This is a genomic window from Streptomyces sparsogenes, assembly GCF_001704635.1.
Classification (GTDB): domain Bacteria; phylum Actinomycetota; class Actinomycetes; order Streptomycetales; family Streptomycetaceae; genus Streptomyces; species Streptomyces sparsogenes.
On sequence record NZ_MAXF01000174.1, the window covers coordinates 1 to 25,097 of the forward strand.

The following is a 25,097-nucleotide window of genomic DNA, read 5'->3' on the forward strand; positions in this document are numbered from 1 at the left end:
AGACGCCGTCTCATTTGGGCCCGTAATCTTGAGGCATGGTGATCGTGGAGCGGCTGGTCCCGGACGGGTTGTGGGAGTTGTTCCAGCGAGTGGTGCCGCCCGCGCCGACGCGTCCGCAGGGCGGTGGGAGGCGCCGGTACGGCGACCGTGAGGTGCTGGCGGCGATCATCTTCGTGGCCACCTCCGGCTGTACGTGGCGGCAGTTGCCGCCGGTCTTCGGTCCTTCGGGGCCGACCGCCCACCGACGTTTCACCGAGTGGAGTGCCGCCCGGGTCTGGGCGAAGCTGCACCGTCTGGTGCTGGACGAGCTGGGCTCGCGCGGGGAACTGGACTGGTCTCGGTGCGCGATCGACTCGGTGAACATGCGGGCCCTGAAAGGGGGGACCTGACAGGTCCGAATCCTGTGGACCGGGGCAAGAAGGGCTCGAAGATCCACTTGATCACCGAGCGGACCGGTCTGCCCCTCTCGATCGGGATCTCCGGCGCGAACCTCCACGACAGCCAGGCCCTCAAGCCCCTCGTTCGCGGCATTCCGCCGATCCGCTCCCGGCGCGGCCCGCGCAGGCGCAGGCCCACCAAGCTCCACGGTGACAAGGGTTACGACTACGACGACCTGCGCCGGTGGCTCCGCAAGCGTGGCATCCGACACCGCATCGCCCGTAAGGGCATCGAGTCCTCCACCCGGCTGGGCCGGCACCGCTGGACCATCGAACGCACCATGTCCTGGCTGGCCGGCTGCCGCCGCCTGCACCGCCGCTACGAACGCAAGGCCGAACACTTCCTGGCCTTCACCGCCCTCGCCTGCACCCTCATCTGTCACCGCAGACTCACCAAATGAGACGATGTCTAAGAACATCGGACTCACTCATCTAGGGGTGTTGAAGCGTGGAGGGCCGGGTGACGGGGGGTCACAGGACGGGCATGGCGCGCAGGGTGCCGGCGTGGGCCAGGAAAACCCGGCCCGCGGCGCCGGTCAGGTGCCAGCCCTCCTCGCCTCCGCCGCCGAGCGTCCACGCCGCCTCGGCCTTGCGCAGGTCCACGGTCACGACCCCGTCGTCCGGTCCCGACGGGTCCGCGCCGAGCGGGTGGTACAGGGCCCGGCCCTGGACCACGGGGGCGGTCGTGGGCAGGGCGTGCGTCCCGGGGAGGACGGACCAGCTCTGTTCGCCGGTGCGGGCGTCGACCGCGATCAGCTGGTCCTGCCAGGCGAGGTGGAGGGAGCCGTGGGCCGGGGTGGGGGAACCCCAGGGGCCGGTGCCGGGGGCGGGGGTGGTCCAGCGCGGCGCGCCGTCCGCGAGGGCCAGGGCCCTCAGGCGGGCGCCGCCCAGATACACGGTGCCGCCCGCGACGGCGGGCGTCAGGGCCGCGTCCACGCCGGTGTCCTGGCGCCAGGCGGCCGAGCCGTCGGCGGTGCGGTAGGCGGTCACCGTCCCGTCGGATCGCGCGACGACGAGCCGTTCCGCGGCGACCGCGGCGGCCGCCTCGGCCGTGCCGGTGCCCGCCCGGATCGTCCAGCGGTCCCGGGCGCCGGTCAGTGGGAGCGCGCGCAGCCGCCGTTCGCCGTCCAGTACGTAGGCCAGGGCGGCGTCGGCGGCCAGGAGCCGCGTCACACCGGCGGCCCGGGACCAGCGTTCCCGCCCGTCGCGGGCGTCCAGCGCGGTCAGCCGTCCGCCCGCGGTGACCGCGAGGACCAGGCCGGCCGCCGCGAGCAGGCCCGCGGCGGGCAGCGGCGCGCCCCGGTCGGTCCAGGTCCAGGCGGGCTCCCCGGTGTCCGCGGCCCAGGCGGCGAGGCCCTTGGGGACTTGGGCCACCACGACCCGGCCGGCCGTCAGCGGGCCGGCGCCGTCGGTGGCGAGGCCGCCGCGGCTCCACAGCGGGGCGGGCGCGGTGCCGGTGGTGTAGCGCGCCAGCGGGGTGGCGGCGGGGACGCCGGGGCCCGGGCCGCCGTCGCCGCGCAGCAGCCACCACCCCGCCCCGCCGCCCGCGGCGCAGACGGTGACGGCCGCCGCCGACACGGCCGCGGCGGTCACCCGGCGCCGGCTCGGGGCGCCGTCGGGGGCGGCGGAGCGGACCGTGCGGTCCACGGCGGCCGCGCAGCGGGCCAGTTCGGCGGCGAGCGGCCCGGAGCGCCAGGCGGGGCGGCGCGGCCGCAGGCGCGGCAGGCCCGCCGCGCGCCACGGCCCGCCCCGTGCCGCGGCCTCCTCGGCGCGCAGCCGGCGCTCCACCTCGCGCGGTTCGGGGCGCTCGGCGGGGTCCTTGGCCAGACAGGCGGTCACCACCCCCAGGAGGGCGGACGGCACGCCCTCCAGGTCCGGCTCCTCGTGGACGGTGCGGAACTGGACGGCCGCGGGATGGCCGTCGCCGAAGGGCAGCCGCCCGCCGGCGGCGAACGCGAGCACGGCGCCCAGCGCGAACACGTCGCCCGGCGGCCCGGTGCGCCGGCCCAGCACCTGCTCGGGGGCGGCGAAGCCGGGGGTGGCGGGGGCCGACCCGGCGCCGGTGAGGGTCATTCCGTGTTCGGGCCGGGCGATGCCGAAGTCGATGACGTACGGTCCGCCGCGGGTGAGCACCACGTTGGACGGCTTCAGGTCCCGGTGCACCAGCCCCGCCGCGTGGATCCGCGCCAGCGTCTGTGCCAGCCGCGCCCCCAGCTCCCGTACGTCGGCCTCGGTGAGCGGCCCGAACCGGTCCACGGCGCGGGTCAGGGTCAGTCCGGGGAGGAACTCCGAGGCGAGCCAGGGCCGTTGGTCCCCCAGCCCGTGTCCGAGGACGGCCGCCATCCCGGGCCCGCGCACCGACCGGGCCACCTCGGCCTCCCGCCGGAAGCGGGCGGGCATCCCGGGGTCCTGGTCGCCGGTGGTCCGCAGCGCCTTCACGGCGGCGGTCCGGCCCTCCGCGTCCACGCCCAGGTAGACCTTGCCCATGCCGCCCGCGCCGACCACGCCGAGCAGCCGGTAGGGCCCGAGGCGTGCCGGGTCGTCGCCGGCGAGGGGGGCGATGAACGGGTTCTCGATCACGACCACGAACCGCGATCGTAGACGCCTTCCGGCGGGCGTCTACGCTGTGCGGGTGATCTCTTCGCAAGACCCGCTGTCCGTGCTCGCCCGCCGTGTGCCGCCGCCGTCCGAGGCGGTGGACGGCCACGGCGACTGGGAGGCGGCCGAGGCCTCGCTGGGGGTGCGGCTGCCCGCTGATTTCAAGGCGCTGGTCGAGGCGTACGGGCGGGGCGAGTTCTGCGACCACATCTGCGTGCGCACGCCGTTCGGCGAGGACAACCCGGTCCGGCTCGAGGCGGATCTGCTGGAGGACTACGGCGACTCGCGGGCGATGTTCCCCGACCGCTACCCGTACCCGCTGTTCCCCGAGCCGGGCGGGCTGCTCGCGTGGGCGGTGACCGGCAGCGGACACCATCTGTGCTGGCGGACGGTGGGGCCGCCGGACGAGTGGCCGGTCGTGGTGTGGTCGCGCGACGACGACTACGAGGAGTACCCGCCCGGCGCGGCCGGCTTCCTGGAGGGGTGGATCAGCGGGCGGATCGTGTCGGAGGCGATGCCCAACAACCAGCCCGGCCTGGTTCCGTGGTTCGACGCGGCGCGTGAGCTGGTCCATGTGTACGTCGTGCTGTCGGAGGGCGAGCGGCCCTATCCGGAGCGACTGCGGATCCTGCGCGAGGCGCTGGCCCCCACCGCCGACCGGGGTGGCTTCGTGTCCCCGTACGACGGCAGTCGGCAGGACCACTTCGCCACGGTGGACGGCGGCTGGCAGCTGACGTACGAGACGGCGTACGGCCATCAGATCCGGGTGGCGTTCCCTCCCGAGGACAGCGAGCGGGCACGGCTCGCCGTGCTGGGCGCGGTGCGGAAGATGGGCTGTGAGGTGGTCAGGCTGTCGACGATCCACGGCTCCGCCGCGTGGCAGCCGCTGCCCTGAGGCGGGGCGTGGCGAGGGCGGGGCCGGACGCGTGTTGAGGGCGGCGCGTGGCGGGGCGGGGCGCTCAGCGGCCGATCCCGTGTTCGGCCAGCGGCCCGACCGTCCAGCCCTCGTCCCGGCAGGCGCGGACGAGGGCGGGCAGCGCGCCGAGCGCGGCCCGCCAGCAGCCGGCCTCGGCTGCCCGGTCGCAGTCGTGCAGCAGCACCGTGCCGCCGCCGCGCAGATCGCGCCGTACGGTGGCGAGCACCGAGGCCGCGGTGGCCCGCGCGGTCCAGTCGCGGCCCCACGCGGTCCACAGGACGGGGCTGAGCCCGGTCCGCACGGCGGCCAGCGTGCGACCGCCGGTGAGGACTCCGTAGGGCGGCCGGTACCAGCGCGGCACCGCGCCGGTGGTCTGCCGCAGGGTGCGGACGGCGCGGGCGACCTCGCGCAGGTCGCGGGGGGCCGTGGGCAGCCAGGGAGGGCTGTGCGTCCAGCCGTGGACGGCCAGCTCGTGGCCCCGGCGGGCGATGTCGCGCGCGGTCCCCGGGTGGCGCAGCACGCCGTCGCCCAGGACGAAGAAGGTGGCCCGCACCGCGAGCTCGTCCAGGGCGTCGAGGAAGCGCGGGGTAGACCGGGGGTCGGGGCCGTCGTCGAAGGTGAGGGCGATGTGGTCGGGCCTGCCTCGGCCGGCCAGGGCGGGGCAGACGGCGCGCCGCACGCCCGGCAGCCAGGTGGCGGCGGGGGCCGCGTGCGCGGCCGTCACCAGGGTCGCGGTGGCCGTCGCCACCGTCGCGGCCCGGTGCCGCGCGCCATGGCCGTCGTGCGCGGCGCCCGGCCCGGCCCGTCCGCCGCTCACGGGGGACCGCCGCCTCCGGTCCCGCGCGCGGCACGGGCCCCGCGAGCGCCGCGCGGGGCGGGCCGGGTGGCCGTGTCCCAGCCGTCGGCGACGGCGGGCGCGTGGGTCAACCCGACGATCCCGACGGCCATCAGGGCGACACCCACCGCCTCGGGGATGATCCGCGGCCCCAGGACGATGCGCTCGCCGAACAGCACCCAGCCCAGGGCGATGCTCACCAGCGCGTCGCCGAGGGTGAGCGCGGGCTGGGACGCCGCCAGGGTGCCGGCCCGCAGGGTGCTCTGGAGCAGCAGGAAGCTCAGCAGCCCGGCCGCGCACACGGCGTAGAGCGGCCAGCTGGTGAGCACGGCGGCCGGGCCGCCGGGGAAGCGGCCGGTGAACTCCTTGATGAGCGCCGCGGTGCAGGCGAAGCACACGGCGGTGGCGCCCCCCAGGACGGCCGCGCGGGCCGCGCCGCGCAGCGCGCGGGCCACCGCGATCAGGACGCCCACGGCGAGCGCGGCGAGCAGCCCGACCGGGAGCCAGCGGCCGTTGCGCGCGGTGCTGTAGCCGTGCGAGGGGTCGGCCGCGACGAGGAAGAGCGCCAGCCCGGCGGCGAGCGTCACGAACGACAGCCAGGTCCGCCCGTCCGGGCGGTGACGGAACACCAGGCTGCCCACCACCAGGGTGAACAGCAACTCGGTCACCAGCAGCGGCTGGACGACGGAGAGCCGTCCGACCGCCAGCGCGCCCACTTGGGCCACCGCCGACACCACCATCGCCGCGGCGCCGGCCAGCCAGAAGGGGCGCCGCAGCAACCGGGCCAGCCGGAGCAGGGACTGCCGGGCCCGCCGCGACCACCCCCGCCCCCGCTCCCGTGGCCGCTCCTGTTCCACCTGGTCCATCGCGGCGCGCCGCTGCAGCACCGACGCCGCGCCGTTGCCCAGTGCGGACAACAGCGCCAGCAGGACGGTCAGCGCGTCGTTCACCGCGTCACCCGAAGCGGGAGGCCAGCCGCCGGTAGAGCGCCGGGGCCGCGCCGCGGACCAGCACGGGCAGCCGCAGCCAGGCGGGTACGTACACCTCGTCGCGGCCGCGCGCCACGGCGTCCCAGACCGCGTCGGCGACCTTGGCCGGGGGCAGCGGGCGGGGCCGGCGGCGGGTGTAGGGGGCGCCGCGGCGGGCGAAGAACGGGGTGTCCACCACGCCGGGGACCACATGGGTGACCCTCACCCCGGAACCGTGCAGCTCGTAGCGCAGGGCGTCGGCGAAGGTGCCGAGCGCCGCCTTGGCGGCGGAGTACACGGCCTCGCCCCTGACCCCCACGCCGCCCGCGACCGATCCGATGAGCACGATGTGTCCGCGCCCCTCGGCCAGCATGCGCGGCAGCACCAGGCGCACCACGCGTACGGCGCTCAGCAGGTCGACGGAGATCACCCGATCGATGGTCGCGGTCGGCATCTGGCCGAAGGGGCCGGCCCAGCCGATCCCCGCCCCCGCGACGAGCAGATCGATCCGCCCGGCGGCCCGGAAGGCCGCGGTGACCAGGCGACCGCTTCCCTCCGGGGTGGCCAGGTCGGCGGGGAGGGCGGTGGCACGGGTGCGGGCCGCCACGCCGTCCAGCCGCTCCCGGTGGCGGCCGCTGACCAGCAGCCGCCAGCCGCCCTCGGCGGCGAGCCGGTCCGCGACGGCGGCGCCGATGCCCGAGGAGGCCCCCGTCACCAGCGCCACCCCGCGCGCCGCGGCCGGGTTCGCCGGGTCCCGGGCCGGGCCGCGGTGGGTTCCTGTGTCCGGGAGGGGGCTGGTCATGGCGACTCCCTGTGACGGCCGACCGGGGCACGCGGCCACCGTACGGGTTTGGCGACACGCGGAGCGGTTAACTCCAGTTAGCCACGATCAGCCTCGCCACGCACCACACACGCCCCACACACGCCCCGTACGCCCGCGCCACACGCGGCGCGTCGGCCCCGTACCCCGCGGAGGTGACCATGCACCCGCCGCCCACCCGCCGGCACTCCCGACGCCCTCTCCGGGAGCGGCGGTGAGCGGGCGTTTCCTGGTGGTGAGCGCCAGCATGGGCTCTGGTCACGACGCGGTGGCCGCGGAGCTGGCGCGGCGGCTGGAGGCCCGCGGACACCGGGTGGACCGGACGGATGTCCTCGCGCTGCTGCCGGCCGGGCTGGGGCCGGGGCTGCGCTCCGGATACCGGGCGACGATCCGCCATCTGCCCGTCCTCTACGAGGGGATCTACGCGGCGTTCTTCCGCCCCGGGGCCGGCCCGCGGCCGGGCAGCGCCCCGCTGGCGGCGCTCGCCGGGCCTCGTCTGCTGGACCTGGTGGAGCGGTGGCGGCCGGATGTGGTCGTACCGGTGTTCCATCTCGCGGCCCAGCTCACCGGCCGCCTTCGGGCGGATGGCCGGCTGAGCATGCCCAGCGCCGTGGTGGTCACCGACTTCGCGGTGCACCGCCAATGGCTGCACCCGGGCAACGATCTGCATCTGTGTGTCACCGCGGAGGCGGCCGAGACCGTGCGGCGGGCCGTGGGCCGGCCCGCGGTGGCCACCGGTCCGGTGGTGGCCGGGCGTTTCCTCGCCCCCGCGCCGGGGGCGGCCGACTGGCGGCGCCGCCTGGCGGCCCGCGCGCCCGGGAAGCCGCCGGTGGCGCTGGCCGCGGGGGCGTGGGGGGCCGGGACCCGCCTGGCGGCCACGGCGCGGCTGTTGGCCTCGGCGGGCTATCTGCCGGTGGCGCTGTGCGGCCGCAACGAGCGGCTGCGCCGCGAGCTGTCGCGCTCGCCCGGGGTGTCGGCCGTCGGCTGGGAACCGGATCTGCCCGGGCTGCTGGCCGCCGCGCGGGCCGTGGTGGACAACGCCGCCGGGCAGACCGCGCTGGAGGCGCTGGCCGCCGGGGTGCCCGTGGTCGGCTACCGCCCCATTCCGGGGCACGGGCGGGAGGGTGTCCGCCGGATGGCGGCCCTGGGGGTGAGCGACCGGGCCCGGAACGAGTGGGAGCTCGTACGGCTGCTCGACACGCTCACCGCCCCCGGCGCGGTGCGCGAGGGCCGCGTCGCGGCGGGACGCCGCCTGTTCGTCGGCGACGCGGCGGCCGCTCTGGCCGAGGTGGCCGCGGCGGGCCGGGTGCCCGGGGCCGCCGGGTGAGCGGCGGGCGGCCGGAGCTGCTTCGGGGAGGGCGTGTGACGTCGAGGAGGCGCCTGCCGGGACGGCGGATGGGCGGTGTCCGCCCGTCAGGCGCCGACCTCCTGGGCCTGGGTCAGGCCTCGTACAGACCGCGGCCCGCGCTCTTGGCCCGGTCCGCCTTGCGGAGTCGCTCCAACGTGTTACGCACGGAGTTGACGTTCGTGCGCGTCTCCTCGCGTCCGAGGGCCTCGTTGACCTCCGCGGCGCGCAGCGGGCGGCCCGCCTTGCGCAGGGCTGCCAGCACGTTTTCCGACAGGCCGCCGGGGCGCTCCGCCGCTGCCTCGGTCTTCGGCGCCGCCACGGCCTTCTTGGCGGTCTTCTTGGCGGCCGTCTTCTTGGCGGCGGTCTTCGAAGTCCGCGCGGCGGCGGGGGCCTTGGCCTTGCCCTTGCTGCGCTGACGGCCGATGGCGGCCTTCCGCGTGGCGGTGGCGGTGGCGGCCCGCCCGGCGGGAGCCGACTCGGCGGCCGGCTCCGGTGCCGCCTCGGCGGCGGGCTCCTCGGCCGTGGCCGCCGTGTCCTCGGCCACCGGCTCCGGGGCCGACGGCGCGGCCTCGGCGGCGGACTCCTCCGGCGCCTTCTGCGGGGCCGGCACGCTGGACAGCGCTTGAAGGCTGTTCAGCGCGCCGCTGACGGCCTCCAGTCGCTTGGTGACAGCTTCCAGATCCTTCTTGAGAGCCTCCTGCTGTTCCTCAAGTCGCGGAAGCTCAGCCTCCAGCGCCTCGATCGTCGAACCCACACTGTTGTCCGCACTCAATGCGTTCACCACCACTTCGTACCCTTTCTGCGCCCATCGCAGCTGCGATTATGCCTGGTGTTCAGAGGTGTACGGTGCCCTCCACACCGCCACACAACACCATCGAATCCACTTGCGCACCCCTTCGAACACACGCGTTTCCCCGATGTGCGCATGTCCGACGGTACGTCAGCTGCCCGGAAATCGCCGAGCGCGGGGGCAACCCGGGTGGTGGGAACACCTGTTGGCAGAGGGGGTGGCCGCCCTCTCCCCACACGTCGGCGAGGAACGGCGGCCACCCCCGGGTGGTGGTGTCACCCCTGGTAGGCGTCCTCGAGGCCCTGGATGTCGATCTTCTTCATGTCGAGCATGGCCCGCATGACCCGCGCTGACTTGGCGGGGTCGGGGTCGCGCAGCAACTCGTTCAGCTTCCGGGGCACGATCTGCCACGACAGCCCGTACTTGTCCTTCAGCCAGCCGCAGGGGCCCGTCTCCCCACCGTCGCCCAGCCGCTCCCAGAGCCGGTCCACCTCTTCCTGCGTCGCGCAGTCCACGGAGAGCGAGATGGCCTCGGTGAAGGTGAACTCGGGGCCGCCGTTGAGCGCGATGAACCGCTGCCCGGCGAGTTCGAAGGTGACGGTCATGACCGTGCCCGGCTCCCCGGGCCCCGCCTCGCCGTAGCGCTGGATCTCCACCACCCGGGAGTCCTCGAAGACGGAGGTGTAGTGGTGGGCCGCCTGCTCGGCCTGGTCGTCGAACCACAGGAACGTGGTGATCTTCTGCATGATGTGCTCTCCTTGCCGACTCGGCGTCCGGTGCCTGTGCGGGTAGGACCGGCCGGGCCGCGAGAACTCATCGGTCGGCGGCGCGGAAGACCAGCCGCCCCTCCGCCACCTCCGCCCGGACCTCGCCGCCCTCGGCGAGCTCGCCGTCGAGCAGCATCCGGGACAGCGGGTTCCTCGCGCTGGATGGTGCGGCGCAGCGGCCTGGCGCCGTATTCGGGCTGGTGGCCGCGGTGGGCCAGCCAGTCGACGGCTTCGGGGGCGAAGGTGATGGCCACGCCCCGGGCGTGCAGCCGGCGCCTGGTCTCCCCCAGCAGCAGGTCGGTGATCTGCCGCAGTTGCCCGGCGGTCAGCCGGCGGAAGATGACGACCTCGTCGACGCGGTTGAGGAACTCGGGGCGGAAGTGTTCCCGCAGCGGGCGCAGCACCCGCTCGCGGCGGGCCTGTTCGTCGCTCTCCGCGCCCTCGGGTCCGAAGCCGAGGACGGCGCCGCGGCCGCTGATCGCCTCCGAGCCGAGGTTGCTGGTCATGACGATGACGGTGTTGGTGAAGTCGACGGTGCGGCCCTGGGCGTCGGTGAGCCGTCCGTCGTCGAGGACCTGGAGGAGGGTGTTGAAGACGTCGGGGTGTGCCTTTTCGATTTCGTCGAACAGCAGCAGGGAGTAGGGGTGGCGCCGCACCCGTTCGGTGAGCTGTCCGGCTTCCTCGTGGCCGACGTAGCCGGGCGGGGCGCCGATGAGCCGGCTGACGGTGTGCTTCTCCTGGTATTCGCTCATGTCCAGGCGGACCATGCGGTCCTCGCTGCCGAACAGCGCCTCGGCCAGGGCGCGGGCCAGTTCGGTCTTCCCGACCCCGGTGGGCCCCAGGAACAGGAAGCTGCCGATGGGGCGGCCGGGGCCGGCGAGGCCGGCACGGGAGCGCAGGACGGCGTCGGCGACGGCCGACACCGCCTCCTCCTGGCCGATGACCCGCTGGTGGAGGTGTTCCTCCAGGCCCAGCAGACGGTCGCGCTCCTCCTGGGTGAGGCTGCTGACCGGGATGCCGGTCTGCCGCGAGACGATGTCCGCGATGTCCTCGACGGTGACCTCGAGGACCTGTCCGTCACCGGGCCGCTCGCCGCGTTCGGCCTCGATACGCCCGCAGAGCTCCTGGATGCGGTCGCGCAGGGCGGTGGCGCGCTCGTACTGCTCGGCGGCGACGGCCTGGTCCTTGTCCCGGGTGAGCTGCTCGACCTCGCGCTCCAGCGCCCGCACATCGGTGGTCTTGGTGTGCGAGCGCAGCCGTACGCGGGCCCCGGCCTGGTCCATCAGGTCGATGGCCTTGTCGGGCAGGAACCGGTCGGTCAGATAGCGGTCCGACAGTTCCACCGCCGCCAGCAGCGCCTCGTCGGTGTACCGCACCTGATGGTGCGCCTCGTACCGGTCGCGCAGCCCGCGCAGGATCTCCAGCGCGTCGGCCGCGGAGGGCTCGGGCACCATGATGGGCTGGAAACGCCGCGCCAGCGCCGCGTCCTTCTCGATGTGACGGCGGTACTCGTCCACCGTGGTGGCTCCGATGACATGGAGTTCGCCGCGGGCCAGGGCGGGCTTGAGCATATTGCCCGCGTCCATCGACCCGCCTTCGGAGCCACCGCCTCCGGCGCCGACGACGGTGTGCAGCTCGTCGATGAAGACCATCGTCTCGCCGGAGTGCGCCCGGATCTCCTCGATGATGCGGTTCAGCCGCTCCTCGAAGTCGCCGCGGTAGCGGGTGCCGGCCACGACGCCGGACAGGTCGAGGGCGACCAGCCGGCGGCCGAGGAGGGGGTCGGGCACGTCGCCGTCGGCGATGCGCTGCGCCAGCCCTTCGACGACGGCGGTCTTGCCGACACCCGCGTCTCCGATGAGGACGGGGTTGTTCTTGCCCCGCCGGGAGAGCACCTCGATGGTCTGCTCGATCTCCTCGTCGCGCCCGATCACCGGGTCGATCCGGCCCTCGCCGGCCATCTCGGTCAGGTCGCGGCCGTACCTGTCCAGGGTCGGGGTGTCGTGCGGTTTCCCGGGCCGCTGGGGGATGGTGGGGGCCGGTCCGCCCGGCGGCCGGTACTGCGGCCCGGAGACGGGATCAGGGCGGCCGGCGCCCAGGATGCCGCCGGCGGCGGAGTCGGGGTTGGCCGCCAGCGCCTTGAGGACGTGTTCCGGGCCGATGTAGGAGTCGCCGGCGGCCCGGGCCAGCTCGTGGGCGTCCAGCAGGGCCCGCTTGACCGCGGGGGTGACCGACAGTGAGGTCCGGGGCGGCCCCTCGCCGGCGGTCTCGTCGATCCGGGCGGCCAGCTCGTCCGGGTCGGCCCCGGTCCGCGCGACCATGCCGCGGGTCGGCTCGACGGTCAGCGCGGCCCGCAGCAGATGCTCGGTGTCCAGGTCGGTGCTGCCGTGGTCGGCGGCGTAGGCGGCCGCGGCGGCGACCAGTTGCCGGGTGGCCCCGCTCATGAGCCTCCCGAGGTCGATCTGCCGGGGTCCCGACGGCGCTCCGCTGCCGAGGAAGCGTGCCAGGAAGTCTCCGAACGGGTCCGGACCGAAGCCCCGCGGACCCGTGAACCCGCTGCTCATTGCCCTCCGTTCCGCCCGGGCGGCGCCCGGGGCAGGTTGTGTTGCCAGGCGTGTGCGGGCCGGGTGCCCGCCGGGCGCGGGGGTAACACCCGGTGGCGCGCATCACGCCCGGCGGAGACGGAGGGGGCGCGCGGTCAGGAGGTGGCGCCGCGCAGCGCGTCGGCGAGCGGGCCGGTCCCGGTCATCTCGACGGCTCCGGTGGCGATGCCGTCGGCGACGGTGAGCGTGCCCTGGGCGAGGGCGACACAGCTGTCGGCGTCCAGGACCAGCCGGGCGTCCGCGCGCTCGGCCGGCCCGTCCCCGTACGAGGGTTCGGCGCCGCCGAGGACCAGGTGGAAGCCGCCCTCCTCCAGCACCACGTCGACGACGCCTTCCCGGTCCGCGGCGAGGCGCCCCAGCCGGTGCAGCAGGGGGAGGGCGAACCAGTGGGCCCGGATGGCGTCGGTGGGCTGCCGCTCGGCCAGCGCGGGCGCGCCCCAGGCGGCGAGGGCGGTGAGGACCGGCAGCAGGGCGCGGCCGTGGGGGGTGAGCTCGTAGACGGAGGCCGAGGCGGGGGGCGGCAGTTTCCGGCGGGCGAGGACGCCGTCACGCTCCATGTCCTTCAGCCGTGAGGCGAGCATGTCCGTGCTGACGCCCGGCAGATCGGTGTGGAGGTCGGTGTATCTGCGGGGGCCCGCCAGCAACTCCCGCGCGATCAGCAGCGTCCACCGGTCACCGACGGCATCGAGGGCCCGCGCGATCGCGCAGTACTGGTCATAGCTTCGGCGTGGCATGCGTCCCAGTCTAGCCATTAAGTTGGACTTTCCAAGTGGCGCCTTGGTAGAACAAAGCAAGCCGTCGTCGAACGATGAGGCGGAGCGAACCGGGAGGGCGCGACATGGAGTTCCGGCAGTCGAGCAAGCTCAGCGAGGTCTGCTACGAGATCCGGGGGCCGGTGATCGAGCACGCCAACGCGCTGGAGGAGGCCGGACACAGCGTGCTGCGCCTCAACACGGGCAATCCGGCGCTGTTCGGGTTCGAGGCCCCGGAGGAGATCCTCCAGGACATGATCCGGATGTTGCCGCAGGCCCATGGCTACAGCGACTCGCGCGGCATCCTCCCCGCCCGCCGCGCCGTGGTCCAGCACTACCAGCGGCGCGGCCTGGAGGACATCGGCGTGGACGACGTCTTCCTGGGCAACGGCGTCTCCGAGCTGGTGTCCATGGCCGTCCAGGCCCTGGTCGAGGACGGGGACGAGATCCTGATCCCCGCCCCCGACTTCCCGCTGTGGACGGCGGTCACCACCCTGGCGGGCGGCAAGGCCGTGCACTACGTGTGCGACGAGTCCGCCGACTGGTACCCGGACCTCGACGACATGGCCTCGAAGATCACCGACCGTACGCGGGCCGTGGTGATCATCAGCCCGAACAACCCCACCGGTGCGGTCTATCCGCGTGAGATCCTCGAGGGCATCCTGGACCTGGCGCGCCGCCACCACCTGATGGTCTTCTCCGACGAGATCTACGACAAGATCCTCTACGACGGGGCGGTCCACCACAGCCCCGCCGTGCTCGCCCCCGACCTGGTGTGCCTGACCTTCAGCGGGCTGTCCAAGGCGTACCGGGTGGCCGGGTTCCGGTCCGGCTGGGTGGTCGTCTCCGGGCCCAGGCAGCACGCCAGGAACTACCTCGAGGGCCTGACCATGCTGGCCTCGATGCGGCTGTGCCCCAACACCCCGGCGCAGTTCGCCATCCAGGCGGCCCTCGGCGGCCGGCAGTCCATCGAGGACCTGGTGCTGCCCGGCGGCCGGCTGCACGAGCAGCGCGACCGCGCCTGGGAGAAGCTCAACGAGATCCCCGGCGTGTCCTGCGTCAAGCCCAAGGGCGCGCTGTACGCGTTCCCGCGCATCGACCTCGGCGTCCACCGGATCCACGACGACGAGCGGTTCGTCCTGGACCTGCTGCTGCGCGAGAAGATCCAGGTGGTGCAGGGCACCGGTTTCAACTGGCCGCGCCCCGACCACTTCCGCATCCTCACCCTCCCGCACGTCGACGACCTCGAGTCGGCCATCAGCAGGATCGGGCGGTTCCTCGGCGGATACCGGCAGTCGTGACCGCGGGGGCGTGATCCCGCCTCCGCGCGGGTCCCGCGCCCGGGCTCGGGCAACTGCTTGTAGGGTGCATGCTCATGGGCGGGGTGATCTCTGGTTTCGGCGTCATCGCGAGCATCGTGGTCACCGGTTATGTCCTGGGCCGCCGCGGCTCGCTGGGGGAACACGGGCGCGATGTGCTCACCAGGCTCGCCTTCCAGGTCGCCAGCCCGGCCCTGCTGTTCTCCACCGTCGCGCGGGCGGACCTCTCCGTCCTGCTGTCGGTCCCGATGCTCATCACCGGTTTGAGTACGTTCGTCGTCGCGGGGACGTTCATCGCCGTGGGCGCCGTACGCCGCTGGAGCGTCGGCCGGACGACGATCGGCGCGCTGTGCTCCTCTTACGTCAACTCCGGGAACCTGGGCATCCCCGTCGCCATGTACGTCCTGGGGGACGCCTCCCTCATCGCGCCGGTGCTGCTCTTCCAGCAGCTCGTCGTGTCCCCGATCGCCCTGACCGTCATCGATCTGAGCCGCTGCGAGGAACGGCCCTCGCTCCTGCGCCGGCTCACCTCCCCGGTGCGCAACCCGGTGGTCGCCGGTTCCCTGTCGGGGGTGGTGGTGGCCGCCGCCGGCTGGCGGATTCCCGGGCCGGTCATGGAGCCGGTGTCGCTGCTGGGCGGGATGGCGGTGCCCGGGGTGCTGCTGGCCTTCGGCATCTCGCTGCCGGGCAGCACCCTGCTCGGGCGCGGCGAGGACCGGGCCGCGGTGCTGCTGTCGGTGGCGCTGAAGTCCTTCGCGCAGCCGTTGGTGGCGTGGGCCATCGCGGCCGGGGTGTTCGGGCTCGGCGGCGCCGCGCTCTTCGCCGCCGTCGTCACCTCCGCGCTCCCGGCGGCGCAGAACCTCTTCACCTACGCGGTGCGGTACCAGACCGCGACCAGGCTGGCCCGCGAGTCGATCCTGCTGTCCACGTTCCTCGCGGCCCCCGTGCTGCTCACGGTGACGGCCCTGCTGGGCTGAGCGGCGCCGGCCCCGCCCGTGCGCAGGGGAACCGCCGGGAACCGCATGGGAACCGCTCGCGCGGGCAGTGGACACCGAGGACATCCCCGTCCGCCGCACAATGCGCCGGATGTGAGTGTCGCACTGCGCACACCGGGCGGCCCGGCTACCGTCGATGTCGCTCGGACCCCCGCCAGGAAACGAGGAACAGCCATGGCACCCTCCGCGTCGTCCCCCGCCGCCATCGGAGTCACCGGGCTCGCCGTGATGGGCCGGAATCTCGCCCGCAACTTCGCCCGGAACGGCTACACCGTCGCGGTGCACAACCGGACCCCCGCCCGCACCCGCTCCCTGATCGAGGAGTTCGGGCACGAGGGCTCCTTCGTGCCGGCCGAGAAGCCCGAGGAGTTCGTGGCCGCGCTGGAGCGGCCCCGGCGGCTGGTGGTGATGGTGAAGGCGGGCGAGCCGACGGACGCGGTGATCGACGAGTTCGTCCCGCTGCTGGACGCCGGGGACATCGTCATCGACGGCGGCAACGCCCACTTCGAGGACACCCGCCGCCGCGAGGCCGCGCTGCGCGAGCGAGGCATCCACTTCGTCGGGACGGGCGTCTCCGGCGGCGAGGAGGGCGCCCTGCACGGGCCCTCCGTCATGCCCGGCGGGTCCGCGGAGGCGTACGCCGCGGTCGGGCCGATGCTGGAGAAGATCAGCGCGCACGTCGACGGCGAGCCGTGCTGCACCCACATCGGCCCGGACGGCGCCGGACACTTCGTCAAAATGGTGCACAACGGCATCGAGTACGCCGACATGCAGCTGATCGCCGAGGCGTACGACCTGCTGCGGCGCGCGGCCGGGCGCGATCCCGCGCAGATCGCGGACATCTTCCGCCGCTGGAACACCGGCATGCTGAACTCCTACCTCATCGAGATCACCGCCGAGGTCCTGGCCCACACCGACCGGGAGACCGGCACCCCGTTCGTCGATGTCGTCGCCGACGCCGCCGAGCAGAAGGGCACCGGTCGCTGGACCGTGCAGACCGCGCTGGACGTGGGCGCGCCGGTCCCCGGCATCGCCGAGGCCGTCTTCGCCCGCTCGCTGTCCGGCCACACCGATCTGCGGGCCGCCGCCCGGCGGCTGCCCGGCCCCCAGAAGCCCGCTCTGACCGGGCAGGACGCCGACCGGCTCGTCGACCGGGTCGAGCAGGCCCTGTACGCGTCGAAGATCGTGTCGTACGCGCAGGGCTGGAACATGATCCAGACCGCGGCCGACCAGTTCGGCTGGGACATCGACCTGGGCGCGGTGGCCAGGATCTGGCGCGGCGGCTGCATCATCAGGGCTGGTTTCCTGGACGAGATCCGCAGCGCCTACGCGGCCGAGCCCGGGCTGCCCACGCTGCTCGCCGACGAGGAGTTCGCCCGCCGGCTGGGCGAGGCCCAGGACTCCTGGCGGGCCGTGGTGGCCACCGCGGCGGAGCGGTCCATCCCCACCCCCGGCTTCGCCACCTCGCTCGCCTACTACGACGGGCTGCGCGCCGACCGGCTGCCCGCCGCCCTCGTCCAGGCGCAGCGGGACTACTTCGGCGCCCACACCTACCAGCGCGTCGACCGCGAGGGCACCTTCCACACCGAGTGGTCCGGCGACCGGAGCGAGACCCGGAGGTGAGACCGGAGCTGCGGCCCGGATGAGTTCCCCGTCGACGGTGGGGACCTTCGAGTTGAGGACCCCCGCCATTCGGGTCATAGTGGACACGAGGCTCCGGGCTCGCTGGGTTTTCCGGGTTCCGCATCCGAAACCGGACGAGGGCGCCATGTCTGCCTACCATCGCAACCACGACCCGCACGACCACGACCACGGCCCGTACGACGCGGCCGCACCCTCGCCGCGTTCCGCGCCCCATGTGCTGCTGGCGCACGACGTGGGACTGCTGGTGATACGGCTGGGGGTGGGGCTGATCATCGCCGCGCGGGGCGCGCAGCACCTGTTCGGCTGGTGGGGCGGCCTGGGCATCGACAACACGGCCCGGGCCTTCGAGAAGTTCGGCTATCCCGCGGCCAAGTTCATGGCCGGGGTGGCCGGTGTCGCCGAGACGTTCGGCGGCCTGGGGCTGGCCGCGGGGTTGCTGACGCCGATCGCGGGGGCCGCCGTGGCGGGCACGATGGCCAACGCGGTCGATGTGGTCTGGCCGTTGGGGCTCTTCGGGGGCTTCGAGTTCCCCCTGCTCATCGGCGCGGGCGCGGCGGGGCTCGCGTTGAGCGGCCCGGGCCGGATCGCCCTCGACGCGCTGATTCCGGGGCTGCGGTCCCACCGCGTGGTCTACGGGGTGGCGATGCTGGTGCTCGCGGCCGTCCTGGCGGCGATCACCATCGGCATCCGCGGCTTACGCCCGCGCCGCCCGCTCCCCCGCCCCGCCTGATCGGCGCGCCGGCCCTCTCCCGGACAGCGGGGAGAGGGCCGGCGCGGTGTCATTCGGCGGCCGGTGGGCGGCGGAAGGAGCGGCGCCCGCGGGAGAGCGCGTAGCCGCCGACCCCCGCGAGCGCGCCCAGGGCGCCGCCCGCCACGGTCCACACCCAGCGGTCCGACCACCAGCCCGAACCCCAGCCGCCGTCGGGCTCGGCCGCGGCCGCGGTGTCCGACGAGGAGTCGTCCCCGCCCGGGGATCCGGTCGGCGACTCGGTCGCGTCCGGGCTCGCCCCGGCGTCCGGCGCCTGGGTGGCGCCCGCCCGCACGGCCGGGGTCAGCGGGGAGAGCTCGCCGCCTTCCGCGTGCGCCCCGCCGGTGTCCCGGGTGGAGGCGGTGACCTCGGTGGTGAAGGGCAGCCCGAGGTCCTGCTCCGGCAGGTCCACGACGGTCAGCCGGATGTAGTAGGAGCCGGGCAGCGGTTCGTTGGCCCAGGCCTCGGACCAGGGGCGCACCCGGCGGATCCGGCAGCCGAGGTCGAGGGAGGCGTCCTCGGGGGCCGCGGTCGCGGTCTGCGCGCCCGAGGTGCAGGCCTGGCGGCGGCGCAGCCCGTCGTAGACGTCGAGCCGCCAGGTGGTCCTCCCGTGCCGCGCCTGGGCCTCGGGCAGCTTGATGTTCGCCTTGACGGTGGGGACCTGCCCGGCCGCCGCGGGGAACACCCAGTAGAGGTAGTCGCCGGCCGACGCGGAGGCGGTCGCGGTCTGCCCCTGCTCGATCGCGGTGGCGGTCCGGAAGCCGGTGCCGGCCTCGGTGGGGCCGTCGTCGCCGTCCGCGCTCGCGCTCGGGGACGCGTCGGCCGCCGCCAGGGGCGCGCCGGCGAGCAGGGCGGCGCACAGCGCGAACGCGGCGCCCGCGGTACGTAGGGCACGCATCAGTTGGTCCTCCAGACGGTCACGCGCCAGCGGGCCAGCCAGCCCCACACCAGCCCCACCAGCAGTCCGGTCACGGTGAGCACCGCCAGCAGCACCCAGCCGCGGCCGAGGCCGAAGGCGGCCACGTCACCGGGCGGGTCGCCGGCGTCGACGATGTTCACGGACAGCTCGACGGGCAGCCCGGGGGTGCGCTTGACGGACGCGGGCGCGGAGAACGACTGGCTCAGCTCGAGGCAGACCGTGCGCGGTGTGTCGTCCTCCACCTCGCGGCCCTCGGCCACCGGGTAGCGCAGCCCGGTCGAGATGACGTCGGTACGTCCGCTGCCCGCCTCGCTGCCGCGCACCAGCTCGCGGCCCCGCTGGCTGACCGCCCGCAGCAGCACGCCGTAGTCGGGGTCGACGGCGCGGTCGGCGCCCACGCTCGCCGAGGCCCGCAGCTCCTGGCCGGGGGCGACCCTCACCCGGTACCAGCGGTGCTCGCCGAAGCCCTCCCGGTCGTTGTAGAGGCCCGCGCCGAGGACGGGGGCCTTGGCGCACTCCTCGGCGCCCTGGACCGCGGTCGGGGTCTGCACCGGCGTGTCCGCGGAGCGCCGCACCAACTGCTTGATGCGGGTGGAGAGCTGGTCGGTGTGCTGGACCGCCGTGTAGGTGCCGCCGGTGGCCTCGGCGATGCAGCTGAGCTGTTCGCGGACCTTGCGGTCCAGGGTCAGCCCGAGGGTGTCGACGACCAGGTGGGTTCCCTGGGCGGCCAGTTCCCGGGCCACGTCGCACGGGTCGGGCTGTCCGCAGGAGTCCTCGCCGTCGGTGATGAGCACGATCCTGCGGGTCGCGTCGCCGCCCGCCAGGTCCTTGGAGGCGCCACGCAGGGCGAGGCCGATGGGTGTCCAGCCGGTGGGGCGCAGCGTGGCGACGGCGGCCTTGGCCTCGGTGCGGTCCACCCGGCCGACGGGGTAGAGCTGCTTGCTGTCCAGGCAGCCGGTCTCACGGTCCTTGCCCGGGTAGGTGGCGCCGAGGGTGCGTATGCCGAGCCGGATCTCGTCGGGCGCGGCGTCCAGCACCTCGTTGAACGCCTGCTTGGCGGCGGCCATGCGGGACATGCCGTCCACGTCGCGGGCGCGCATCGAGCCGCTGACGTCCAGCACGAGTTCGACTTTGGGGGACTCGCGGTCCGGTTGGTCCGGTTCGTCGGCGACGGCCACGGCCGGGGCCGACAGGCCGCACACCACGGCCGCGAGCAGCCCGAGGGCGCCTGTCGCCAGGCGTTTCTTTTTGATCACCGCGGCATCTTATGGAGCATCATATGACCGTTCCAAAGTTGCGTGTTCATTGGTCACCCCGTATGAACGTGTGGCGGGTCGGGGCCGGTGGGCTGTACGGTGCGTCCAGCCCACCGGCCGGAGGATCCCGTTCGTGCTCAGCCCCTCACTCGCCCAGGAGATCGCCGGGGAGACCTCCGCGGTCATCGGTTTGAACGTCCTCATCACCGACAGCGAGGGCATCGTCATCGGCAGCGGTGACACCAGCCGCGTCGGCACCTTCCACGAGGCCTCGGTGGAGGTGATGCGCACCCGGGAGCCCGCCACCCACACCGCCGCGCAGGCGCAGGAGCTCAAGGGGGTGCGGGCCGGGGTGACCCTGCCGCTGGTCATGGACGGACACGCGGTGGGCACGGTCGGAATCACCGGGACGCCCGCCCAGGTGCGGCGCTTCGGTCTGGTGGTCAAGCGGCAGACGGAGATCCTGCTGCGCGAGTCGTCCGTGCTGCGCTCCCGGGTGCTCAGAGAGCGGGTGCTGGAGGATCTGCTCGCCGATGTGGCCACGTACGACGCGGAGGTCGTGGAGCCCGACTTCGTGGTCTTCCGCGCCGCCGAGGTGGGCTTCGACCTGCGTCTGCGCCGGATCGCGGTGGCCGTCGAGGTGACCGCGCCCGGCGCCGTGGGCGGCGCCCGCCACCGCGCGGACCCGCCCGCCCCGGACACCGCGCTGGTCCGCCCGGAGCTGCTGCGCACCGTGCGGGAGGTCTTCGACGATCCGCAGGACGTGGTGGCGGGGGCGGCGCCGGGGTGGATCGGGGTGCTGCACCGGTTACCCGAACAGGGTTCCGTCAGCCGGGTGATGACGGCGTGTCAGCGGCTGGCCGGTCTGGTGGGCAGTCGGCACGGCGTGGCCGCCCGGGTCGGTGTCGGGGAGCCCGCCACCTCGGTCGGCGGTCTGCACGACTCGTACCAGGACGCGTGCGACGCGCTGCGGCTGGGGGCCCGGGTGGCGCCCGAGCTGCCGGTGCACCTGGTGTCCGACCTGCGCGCCCACCAGCTGCTCGCGGCCACCGGCCACCACGCCCGCGACCGGCTGCTGGCGCTCACCGCGGCGGACCTGCGCGAGCAGCCGGACTGGCCGGTGCTCCGGGACACCGTGGTGGCCTGGTGCGAGAACGGCTTCAACCTGGTGCGCGCCTCCGCGGCGCTGCGCATCCACCGCAACACCCTCGTCTACCGGATGAACAAGATCGAGCAGATCAGCGGCCGCCCGCTGCGCGACCACCGCACCACGCTCGCCCTCTACCTGGCCTGTCTGGCCGACCAGCTCGACGCTCCGCCCTGAGCCGGGTCAGCCCCGTCCGCCCCGCCCGTCACGCCCGCCCCGCCGGCCACGCCCGCGCGGGCCGGTTCGCGCCGCGCTCGCCAGGGAGCCCAGCCAGACCGCGGCGACCAGCCCGGCGGGCAGCGCGGGCGCGGCCGACGGGGCCAGGCTGATCAGCAGCCCTCCCCCGGCGGCCCCCGCCACCAGGGCGGTCAGCAGCGTCGCCGTCACCCAGCGCACCCTGCCGGTGGCGGCGAGGTCGGCCAGCAGGTTGGTCAGCATGCCGGTGAAGTAGGTGGTGGACATCCCGGGCGGGGCGACGGCGCGCACCAGGGCGCTCTGCCCTCCCATGGCCACGGCGGCCAGGGCCAGCAGCCCCGTCCGCCGGCCTCCGCCGGGGTGTCCCCCGGCCGCCGCCCACAGCCCCCACAGGGCACCGAGCGCGAGCACTTCCACGGCGAGGGCGCGGCGGGCCCGCCGTCTTCTGCCCGGGCTGCCGCTCGGGCCGTGGACGATCCGGCCGCCCACCAGCGCGCCGAGCACATAGCCGGTGAGCGCGAGCGCGGCGTTCCCGGCGAGCTGCGGGTCGCGGGTCCCCGCCGACATGCCGAGCAGCGAGAGGTTGGCCGTCATCACACTGGTGAAGACGCCGCCGAGGGAGAGGAAGGCGATCGCGTCCATCGAGCCGGTCGCCACGGTCAGCGCGACGGCGGCCGCCAGGTCGGCGCCGCCCGGCCGGTCCGGGCCGCTCCCGCCCGTTAAGCCGCTCGACGCGCGCCGATGGTCCGGCGGGTCCGGGGGCGGGCCCGCCGGACGGTCGGCCCCGCCCTCGGGCCCGCCTTCCCCGGGCGGCCGGGAGTCGCTCATCCGGCGTCCCCCTTGGGCTTGTCCTCGTCGACGATCTCCGCCTCGACGACCTCCTCCTCGGCTCCCTGGCCCTGGCCCGCGCCCGCGCCCTCGGCGCCCGCGCCACCCGCCGTGCCGCCGCCCTCACCCTGCTGCGCCCCGGCCCGGGCGTAGATGGCCGTGCCGATCTTCTGCGCGGCCACGGCTGCCTTGTCGGTGGCCGCCCGGATCCGGCCGGTGTCGTCGCCCTTGAGCGCGTCCTTCAGCTCGGAGACGGCCGACTCGGTCTCCTGCCGGGCGTCCTGCGGCACCTTGTCCCCCTGGTCGCGCAGCAGCTTCTCGGTGTTGTAGACGAGGGACTCGGCCGAGTTGCGGGTCTCGGCCGCCTCGCGGCGCTTGTGGTCCTCCTCCGCGTACTGCTCGGCCTCGCGCATCATGCGGTCGATGTCGTCCTTCGGCAGCGCGGAGCCGCCGGTGACCGTCATCCGCTGCTCCCTGCCGGTGCCGAGGTCCTTCGCCGACACGTGCATGATCCCGTTGGCGTCGATGTCGAAGGCGACCTCGATCTGCGGCACCCCGCGCGGGGCCGGCGGCAGGCCGGTCAGCTCGAACATGCCGAGCTTCTTGTTGTACGCCGCGATCTCACGCTCCCCCTGGAACACCTGGATCTGCACCGACGGCTGGTTGTCCTCGGCCGTGGTGAAGATCTCCGAGCGCTTGGTCGGAATGGTCGTGTTGCGCTCGATCAGCTTGGTCATGATGCCGCCCTTGGTCTCGATGCCGAGGGACAGCGGGGTGACGTCGAGCAGCAGGACGTCCTTGACCTCGCCCCTGAGCACACCGGCCTGGAGCGAGGCGCCGACCGCGACCACCTCGTCCGGGTTGACGCCCCGGTGCGGATCCTTGCCGGTCAGCTCCTTGACCAGCCCGGTCACGGCGGGCATCCGGGTCGAGCCGCCGACCAGGATCACATGGTCGATGTCGGACACCTTGATCCCGGCGTCCTTGACCGCCTGGTGGAACGGCCCCTTGCAGCGTTCCAGCAGGTCCTCGGTCAGCTGCTCGAACTGCGAGCGGGTGAGCTTCTCGTCCAGGTGCAGCGGGCCCTCGGCGGACGCCGTGATGTAGGGCAGGTTGATGGTGGTCTCGGTGGCCGCGGACAGCTCGATCTTCGCCTTCTCCGCGGCCTCGCGCAGCCGTTGGAGCGCCATCTTGTCCTTGGCCAGGTCCACCCCGTAGCCGCCCTTGAACCGGGTGACGAGGTGGTCGACGATCCGCTGGTCCCAGTCGTCGCCGCCCAGGTGGGTGTCGCCGTTGGTGGCCTTGACCTCGACGACCCCCTCGCCGATCTCCAGCAGCGAGACGTCGAAGGTGCCGCCGCCGAGGTCGAAGACCAGGATGGTCTGGTCGTTCTCCTTGTCCAGGCCGTACGCCAGGGCGGCGGCCGTCGGCTCGTTGATGATCCGCAGCACCTTCAGGCCGGCGATCTCGCCCGCCTCCTTGGTGGCGGTCCGCTGGGCGTCGTTGAAGTACGCCGGGACGGTGACCACCGCGTCCGTCACGTCCTCGCCGAGGTAGCCCTCCGCGTCGCGCTTGAGCTTCTGCAGCACGCGCGCGGAGATCTCCTGCGCGGTGTAGCGCTTGCCGTCCACGTCCCCGGTGGCGGGGAAGCGCCACCCCGCGTCCCCCATGTGGCGCTTGACCGACCGCGCCGTGCGCTCCACGTTGGTCACGGCCTGACGCTTGGCCACCTCGCCCACCAGCACCTCGCCGTTCTTGGCGAACGCCACCACCGAGGGGGTGGTGCGGGCGCCCTCGGTGTTGGTGATGACGGTCGGCTCGCCGCCCTCCAGGACACACACCACGGAGTTCGTCGTCCCCAGGTCGATACCGACTGCGCGGGTCATCTCAACACTCCTCTCCTGCGGGACGGGAGCCCTTCACAGAGTGATCCGATTTATGCTCAATGCTACAAAAAACCGGACTTGCGAGTTTTTCTCATGGCCTGTGGTCGGTGGGGGCGGTGCCGTCGTCGTCCAGGCAGGCCTCGTGCCAGATGTTCTGGGCCTGCACCAGCAGCGCCCCGAACGCGGCGATGCTCGGCGTGCCACCGCGGCCGCCGCCCTCGACCAGGTTCTCCTGGAGGGAGGTGTGCAACCTGGCGACCTGGGACAGGGCCTCCTCCAGGTCGGACCGCGCGGCCGCCGCCTCGGGCGCGGCGGGGCCGCTCAGCAGGGTGACGTGCGCCCGGCAGGCGTCGGCCAGCCGGCCCAGCAGCCGGCCGTGGTCGCACAGCGCCCGGGCGTCGGGGGGCTCGATGGCGCGGTTCTCGTCGGCGATGTCGGCCAGGGTGCGGATCAGCGCGGAGAGGTGGGCCACGATCCGGGCCCACCGCTCGTCCTCCTCCTCGGACGGCACACCGGTCATCCCGCGCCGCAGCCGGCGCCGCCGCCCGGGGTTCAGCCGCAGGCTCTCACCGCTCCACTGCCGCGCCGCGCGCAGGCTGTCCAGCCGCTGCCGCAGGTCCTCCGAGCGGCGCGTCCAGTCGGCGGCGGTGCCCACGTCCCACCGCTCCTCGACGAGCCCCTCGCCGATCGCCCGGAGCGTCTCGGCGGCCTCCTCGGCCAGCGCGCGCAGGTTCTCCCGTGCGTCGCGCAGATGGACCGGAGGCAGGATCAGCGCGTTGACCGCGATACCGATGGCGGCGCCGAGGGCCGCCTGCAGCAGCCGGTGGGTGACGGTGACGTCGGAGACCGGCGCGGAGGTGAGGGTGAACAGGGCGGTGGTGGGCCCGTAGATGCCCTGGTCCCCGAATCTGGGCCAGTTGCTCAGCAGCATGACGACCGGCAGGGCCACGGCGATGGCGGCCAGCGTGTCACCGGTGACGGCGACGGCCGCGGCGGCCACCAGGGTGCCGGCGGCGATCGCCGCGAGCTGCTGCAGGCCCTTGAGGACGGAACGGTAGACGGTGGCCTGGACCAGCACCACCGCCACCCACGGCGCCATCAGGGCCACCGGGTCCCTGAGCCACCACCCGGAGATCGACCACGCGAGGATGGCCGCGCCGGCCGCCTTCAAGGACTGGACGAGCAAGTCCCGCTCGCGCCCGGGGCCCCGCCGTGCCCGCCGCAGGGCGGCCATCACCACCCCGGCCTCCGCACGCACCACGCGGGCGGCGCGCGACACACCTGACAGAAGATCCATACCCGCCGGGTTCCTGGTGAGCGCCGGTG

Annotated in this window: 20 protein-coding genes and 1 pseudogene; 8 read left to right on the forward strand and 13 right to left on the reverse strand. The window is 74.3% G+C overall.

Features of this window, described 5'->3' with window-relative positions; all coding sequences use genetic code 11:
- Positions 1-35: 35 nt before the first annotated feature.
- A protein-coding gene (locus tag BBH68_RS32525) for an IS5 family transposase (RefSeq protein ID WP_104531465.1) occupies positions 36-838 on the forward strand; the annotation gives its coding sequence in 2 pieces (ribosomal slippage) (positions 36-377 and positions 380-838; 801 coding nt in all).
- A gap of 70 nt (positions 839-908) precedes the next feature.
- Here the strand turns inward: BBH68_RS32525 and BBH68_RS32530 are convergent.
- Positions 909-3,023: a protein kinase domain-containing protein gene (locus BBH68_RS32530; protein ID WP_245738417.1), complete on the reverse strand. Its 2,115-nt coding sequence runs from the start codon at positions 3,021-3,023 to the stop codon at positions 909-911.
- A gap of 46 nt (positions 3,024-3,069) precedes the next feature.
- On the opposite strand from BBH68_RS32530, the gene BBH68_RS32535 reads away from it, so the two are divergent.
- Positions 3,070-3,930, forward strand: a complete 861-nt coding sequence (locus BBH68_RS32535; RefSeq protein WP_245738418.1) for an SMI1/KNR4 family protein — start codon at positions 3,070-3,072, stop codon at positions 3,928-3,930.
- A 64-nt stretch (positions 3,931-3,994) separates the two neighbouring features.
- On the opposite strand, the gene BBH68_RS32540 is transcribed toward BBH68_RS32535, so the two are convergent.
- The 3 genes from BBH68_RS32540 to BBH68_RS32550 are packed head-to-tail and all read right to left on the reverse strand — an operon-like array spanning position 3,995 to position 6,556.
- Positions 3,995-4,768, reverse strand: a complete 774-nt coding sequence (locus tag BBH68_RS32540; protein WP_065967360.1) for a polysaccharide deacetylase family protein — start codon at positions 4,766-4,768, stop codon at positions 3,995-3,997.
- Entirely contained in the window at positions 4,765-5,736 is a 972-nt protein-coding gene (locus BBH68_RS32545) for a DMT family transporter (RefSeq protein ID WP_065967361.1), read from the reverse strand. The genes BBH68_RS32540 and BBH68_RS32545 overlap by 4 nt, the downstream gene beginning before the upstream one ends.
- Positions 5,737-5,740: 4 nt before the next feature.
- Positions 5,741-6,556: an SDR family NAD(P)-dependent oxidoreductase gene (locus tag BBH68_RS32550; RefSeq protein WP_065967362.1), complete on the reverse strand. Its 816-nt coding sequence runs from the start codon at positions 6,554-6,556 to the stop codon at positions 5,741-5,743.
- Positions 6,557-6,788: 232 nt separating this feature from the next.
- Here BBH68_RS32550 and BBH68_RS32555 point away from each other — a divergent pair, with 232 nt between their 5' ends.
- A complete protein-coding gene (locus tag BBH68_RS32555; RefSeq protein ID WP_425428873.1) occupies positions 6,789-7,901 on the forward strand; it encodes an MGDG synthase family glycosyltransferase in 1,113 nt (370 codons plus the stop codon).
- A gap of 112 nt (positions 7,902-8,013) precedes the next feature.
- Here the strand turns inward: BBH68_RS32555 and BBH68_RS32560 are convergent, their stop codons facing one another.
- From BBH68_RS32560 to BBH68_RS32575, 4 genes and pseudogenes are all read right to left on the reverse strand, one after another.
- A complete protein-coding gene (locus tag BBH68_RS32560) occupies positions 8,014-8,703 on the reverse strand; it encodes a prephenate dehydrogenase (RefSeq protein WP_065967402.1) in 690 nt (229 codons plus the stop codon).
- 284 nt (positions 8,704-8,987) lie between these two features.
- Entirely contained in the window at positions 8,988-9,458 is a 471-nt protein-coding gene (locus tag BBH68_RS32565; RefSeq protein WP_065967363.1) for a VOC family protein, read from the reverse strand.
- Between the two features lie 67 nt (positions 9,459-9,525).
- Positions 9,526-12,043, reverse strand: a pseudogene (locus tag BBH68_RS32570) (ATP-dependent Clp protease ATP-binding subunit).
- Positions 12,044-12,177: 134 nt separating this feature from the next.
- On the reverse strand, positions 12,178-12,834 hold the full coding sequence (locus BBH68_RS32575) for a winged helix-turn-helix transcriptional regulator (protein WP_065967364.1): 657 nt from the start codon (positions 12,832-12,834) through the stop codon (positions 12,178-12,180).
- 86 nt (positions 12,835-12,920) lie between these two features.
- Here BBH68_RS32575 and BBH68_RS32580 point away from each other — a divergent pair, with 86 nt between their 5' ends.
- From BBH68_RS32580 to BBH68_RS32595, 4 genes are all read left to right on the forward strand, one after another.
- Positions 12,921-14,135: a pyridoxal phosphate-dependent aminotransferase gene (locus BBH68_RS32580; RefSeq protein WP_065967365.1), complete on the forward strand. Its 1,215-nt coding sequence runs from the start codon at positions 12,921-12,923 to the stop codon at positions 14,133-14,135.
- 74 nt (positions 14,136-14,209) lie between these two features.
- Positions 14,210-15,130, forward strand: a complete 921-nt coding sequence (locus BBH68_RS32585) for an AEC family transporter (RefSeq protein ID WP_065967366.1) — start codon at positions 14,210-14,212, stop codon at positions 15,128-15,130.
- 192 nt (positions 15,131-15,322) lie between these two features.
- Positions 15,323-16,771: an NADP-dependent phosphogluconate dehydrogenase gene (gene gndA / locus BBH68_RS32590; protein ID WP_065967367.1), complete on the forward strand. Its 1,449-nt coding sequence runs from the start codon at positions 15,323-15,325 to the stop codon at positions 16,769-16,771.
- Between the two features lie 145 nt (positions 16,772-16,916).
- A complete protein-coding gene (locus BBH68_RS32595) occupies positions 16,917-17,522 on the forward strand; it encodes a DoxX family protein (protein ID WP_065967368.1) in 606 nt (201 codons plus the stop codon).
- A 49-nt stretch (positions 17,523-17,571) separates the two neighbouring features.
- Here BBH68_RS32595 and BBH68_RS32600 read toward each other — a convergent pair whose 3' ends face one another.
- Complete coding sequence (locus BBH68_RS32600; RefSeq protein ID WP_065967369.1) at positions 17,572-18,438, reverse strand: hypothetical protein; 867 nt, start codon at positions 18,436-18,438, stop codon at positions 17,572-17,574.
- Complete coding sequence (locus tag BBH68_RS32605) at positions 18,438-19,715, reverse strand: VWA domain-containing protein (RefSeq protein WP_065967370.1); 1,278 nt, start codon at positions 19,713-19,715, stop codon at positions 18,438-18,440. The genes BBH68_RS32600 and BBH68_RS32605 overlap by 1 nt, the downstream gene beginning before the upstream one ends.
- A 133-nt stretch (positions 19,716-19,848) precedes the next feature.
- On the opposite strand from BBH68_RS32605, the gene BBH68_RS32610 reads away from it, so the two are divergent.
- Entirely contained in the window at positions 19,849-21,039 is a 1,191-nt protein-coding gene (locus tag BBH68_RS32610) for a CdaR family transcriptional regulator (protein ID WP_065967371.1), read from the forward strand.
- 6 nt (positions 21,040-21,045) lie between these two features.
- On the opposite strand, the gene BBH68_RS32615 is transcribed toward BBH68_RS32610, so the two are convergent.
- The 3 genes from BBH68_RS32615 to BBH68_RS32625 all read right to left on the reverse strand — a co-directional run bounded on the left by BBH68_RS32615 (position 21,046) and on the right by BBH68_RS32625 (position 25,068).
- Positions 21,046-21,885, reverse strand: a complete 840-nt coding sequence (locus BBH68_RS32615; RefSeq protein WP_065967372.1) for a YoaK family protein — start codon at positions 21,883-21,885, stop codon at positions 21,046-21,048.
- On the reverse strand, positions 21,882-23,771 hold the full coding sequence (gene dnaK / locus BBH68_RS32620; RefSeq protein ID WP_065967373.1) for a molecular chaperone DnaK: 1,890 nt from the start codon (positions 23,769-23,771) through the stop codon (positions 21,882-21,884). Before dnaK ends, BBH68_RS32615 begins: the two co-directional genes overlap by 4 nt.
- A gap of 91 nt (positions 23,772-23,862) precedes the next feature.
- Positions 23,863-25,068, reverse strand: coding sequence for an FUSC family protein (locus BBH68_RS32625; protein ID WP_065967374.1), 1,206 nt, complete (start codon positions 25,066-25,068; stop codon positions 23,863-23,865).
- Positions 25,069-25,097: the final 29 nt, after the last annotated feature.